Source organism: Hoeflea sp. (assembly GCF_039975035.1).
Lineage (GTDB): Bacteria > Pseudomonadota > Alphaproteobacteria > Rhizobiales > Rhizobiaceae > Hoeflea.
On sequence record NZ_JBDWHW010000095.1, the window covers coordinates 1 to 3,588 of the forward strand.

5 protein-coding genes are annotated in these 3,588 nt (G+C 52.8%); 3 read left to right on the plus strand and 2 right to left on the minus strand.

The genetic code is table 11. From position 1 onward, the window contains the following. The first annotated feature begins 265 nt into the window (after positions 1-265). Complete coding sequence (locus ABJN75_RS07920; protein WP_348438477.1) at positions 266-463, plus strand: hypothetical protein; 198 nt, start codon at positions 266-268, stop codon at positions 461-463. Positions 464-479: 16 nt separating this feature from the next. Here the strand turns inward: ABJN75_RS07920 and ABJN75_RS07925 are convergent, their stop codons facing one another. Continuing rightward, on the minus strand, positions 480-1,253 hold the full coding sequence (locus tag ABJN75_RS07925) for an AraC family transcriptional regulator (protein WP_348438479.1): 774 nt from the start codon (positions 1,251-1,253) through the stop codon (positions 480-482). Between the two features lie 140 nt (positions 1,254-1,393). Here ABJN75_RS07925 and ABJN75_RS07930 point away from each other — a divergent pair, with 140 nt between their 5' ends. Continuing rightward, entirely contained in the window at positions 1,394-2,197 is an 804-nt protein-coding gene (locus tag ABJN75_RS07930) for a phytanoyl-CoA dioxygenase family protein (RefSeq protein WP_348438481.1), read from the plus strand. 105 nt (positions 2,198-2,302) lie between these two features. On the opposite strand, the gene ABJN75_RS07935 is transcribed toward ABJN75_RS07930, so the two are convergent. After that, on the minus strand, positions 2,303-2,623 hold the full coding sequence (locus ABJN75_RS07935; RefSeq protein WP_348438483.1) for a hypothetical protein: 321 nt from the start codon (positions 2,621-2,623) through the stop codon (positions 2,303-2,305). A 330-nt stretch (positions 2,624-2,953) separates the two neighbouring features. Here ABJN75_RS07935 and ABJN75_RS07940 point away from each other — a divergent pair. Further along, positions 2,954-3,588 (plus strand): GTP-binding protein (locus ABJN75_RS07940; RefSeq protein WP_348438485.1); only part of this gene is annotated, 635 nt, incomplete at its 3' end.

Sequence of the window (3,588 nt, forward strand, 5' to 3'; positions counted from 1 at the left end):
TGGTTCACGGCTCTGCCTTTGGCCTTGGCCCGAACTTCCGGATTTCCTATGCAACGTCCACTGAAGCTCTCGAAGAAGCCTGCACACGCATTCAGCGGTTCTGCGGAAATCTGAAATAATTTTTCAGCTTTAGGCTGAAGAAGCAAGGGCGGCTATGGCCGCCCTTTTTTATTGTCGTGGAGCAGCCTGCAGGCTTTCAATTCACAAACGTTCCCAATAGATTGGAGGGCGTTCTAGTTTATTTTCATGAATTTCGGAGCATGGCATGAAAGTGCTTCTACCTTTTTGGCAGCGTTTGCTGATAACTCTGATAGCCATGTTGGCAGTCAGCTACATCGCCAGCGTGATCTGGTCAGCTGGTCTGGATTGGCCCATCCCCGGATATATCTCCGGTGTCATCGGTGGTGTAACCGCCTTACCTGTTTGGGAACTACTCAAACGGATCCGGCCAAAACAGAGCTAACCTTCCTTGGATTCAGTCAGGTTTGCGCACTGTTGCGAAAGGTCGACGGCGGTGTGCCGACATGTTTTTTGAACTGGCGGGTGAAATAGAACACGTCTCGATAGCCGAGCCTGTCTGATATTTCCTGGATCGATATTCTGCTGTTGGTCAGCATGGATTTGGCTTGGTCGATTTTTTCTTCCAGAAAATAGGTATGGATCGCGGTGCCTGTTGCTCGATAGAAACGTCGGCGCAGTGTGCTTTCAGCCATTTTCAGATCTTCGGCTATGCGCGCATAGTTAGGGTTTGGGTGGCCATGCAGCTGCATCCGGAATTTGACCTCGTGAACCAGTTGGTCGGTCGCTGAGCGATCTGTCGGTTGATCCTTTAGTCGCTTCAGGAACAATTCCAGATGGGTCGCTGCGAGCTCCTGTCCCAGAGGATCCGTACGCCCAGTGTAACGCAAGAGTTCATCGAAAATCCGAACGTCATTGTCTGGCTCGGGGGCCGGCATTGGATGATACGGGAAGAGGTCATTTTCGACCCAGTCCCAAACCTTGTCCCCGTAAAAGGCGACATAACGGTGGCTCCAGGAGGCCTCACCGGCAGCTCGTTGGAAGCGTATCCGGGGGCCGGGCCATGCTGTCCAGATCCATGCGCCGGACAAAGGGTAATGGACATCGTCGTAATAAAGATCAATTGAGCCTGACAGCATCAATTGAACAGACGCATAGCCTTTGAATGTCTTGTCGACGACTGCTGTGCATTGGGGGACGTAATTGCAATGCATGAATGTTAGTTGAGTGCTCATAATTGATCATATAGTGCAAAAAAAGGCTCAGGCTGTCCATTCATTTCACATCGGAGGTCTGGTGTTATCTCCTCGTTGCTGATCAACGCTGACTGGCGTCAACGTAAGCGCAGATTTCCGATATTCTAAAGGAGGGGAAAATGGATGCAATGGTGGAACACGATGTATTACCCGAATACGTACTCGATCCAATGGAGATCAAATCCTACAAAGAAGAAGGCTGGTTGCTGCTCCCGAATATGCTTGACACCGTGTCCACTGAAGCAGCGCGTGGAGATGTCAGGGAAATACTGCATGGCTTCGGAACGTCTGATGAAGAGTTGAAGCAGGCTGCCGGTGTACAGTCCAAACTGCTTCAGACGGGTCAATATCTGAATGGAACGACAATTGACCGGCTTGTGAATAGTGAACGTCTCAATTCTGTAGCCGCGCAGTTGCTCGGCGGTGAGGCTAACCTCTATTTCTCGTTCACTGCAGTCAAAAGCGGCGGCGGTGGCGGCAAATTCCACTTTCACCAGGACAACAATTACACACAGTTCACCAACGGTTTGGATGGCCTCAACATCTGGTTCGCGCTGGTTGATATGACCCCGGAAAACGGATGTCTGTGCATTCAACCACGTTCGCATCTGGATGGCACGCTGACCTCACAAAATGCGGGGCAGGGAGATGGGCACCAGTCTCTGGGCGACGATATCGGAACCTATCTGCCAGTACGGATGCGCGCTGGTGATGCTGTCGCCTTTTCCCGGCTAACGGTGCATGGGAGCGGTGCAAACAAAACGCCTGATCCGCGCTTTGGATACTCTATCCATTATTACCGGGATGATGTGATGGCGCGTTGGGACGGTCAGGAGCCGCGCCGCCTGAAGGAGCACCCTCGCTGGGTTACCTCGGGCGTTGATAAAATCACTCGCGACGGAAACGAAGTCGAGCCAAACTGATCGGTTCTTTTTGGATACATGTGTGTCCCGGGGCGATCATCCCGGGGCTGTATTCTGATTTTCAGGAAGCGACCGTCTCGTTTTGCCATCTGACATCAGACTGCGTCAATTCTTGCAGGACAGATTGGCACTTGGGCAGGGCGGGAGACGACGTTGACCGTTGTTTCGATTGATCTGGTTCGTCTGATTGAGGCGGTTGTTACTGTCGATCCGTTGCTGCGTTGAGAAATTGTTCTGCTGGCGATTGAGATTCTGATTGAGTTGCTGCTGGGCAGACGGCAGCTGGCTGCTCCCGGATTGCGGAAGCCCGCGCAATTGATTTGTTTGGGCTTCTGACACCGAATTACTTGCACAAAGGACGGTCAACCCAAGCAGCAATGAAACCGATCCACTTATCAGGGCTTTCAAGAGTTTGGCTGTCAGCATTTTTCGCTTCTTTCCGGTGTTGGACGTCGCACACCCGCAGTTCCTGTACATCAGTACATAAGGTGCAGGCATATTGCCGCAAGCTTGATAAGTCTCAAGATGAATTATTGCATTGCGGTGTAAGAATGTCTTGCGTTGACGATGGTATCGGCGCGACGATGGACTACCGCCCAGGCTGAAGTGCCTTCATCCAAAAACGGGCTCGGTGAATCGAGTAGCCGGGCTACTGGCCTTCACATCATAACGGGCGAGACGCGGCGGCCCCGCGTCCAGATTCGCCGGCCGTGCCGCGTTGTTGCGAGACATACTCGAACACACGGAGGGCACAGTATGGCAAACGCCAAAAATGGACAGGATCATACCAGCGGCAGGGAACCCAAGTGCATTGCACTGGTTGGCCCGTTTGGCAGCGGCAAGACCAGCCTGCTTGAAGCGATCCTTGCGCGCACCGAAAAGGTGGCGCGTCAGGGGACCGTTGCAGATGGAAACACTGTCGGAGATGCGTCCCCGGAAGCTCGTGCCCATGGCATGAGCGTTGAATTGAATTTTGCTGAAACCGATTATCTCGGCGACAAATTCATCTTTGTGGATTGCCCCGGATCTGTTGAGTTTCTTGGAGAAATGGACGGCGCACTCAGCGGGGCCGACCTGGTTATTGTGGTGGCTGAAGACGATGAGCGTAAGGTTCCTGCCTTACAGCTGATCCTGAAAGCCCTTGAAGCCCGCTCCATTCCGCGGGCTTTGTTTTTGAACAAGATTGACAAAAGTACCCGCGGCATTCGTGATGTTCTAAACATTCTGCAGCCTGCATCCGATGTACCGCTGGTACTGCGACAGATACCGATATGGGAAAACGGTGTTGCCACGGGCTTCATCGATCTGGCGCTGGAACGGGCGCACGTCTATCACGAGAAAGAGCCAAGCACGCAGGTCGACATGTCTGATGCGGACCTGGCGCGCGAGCA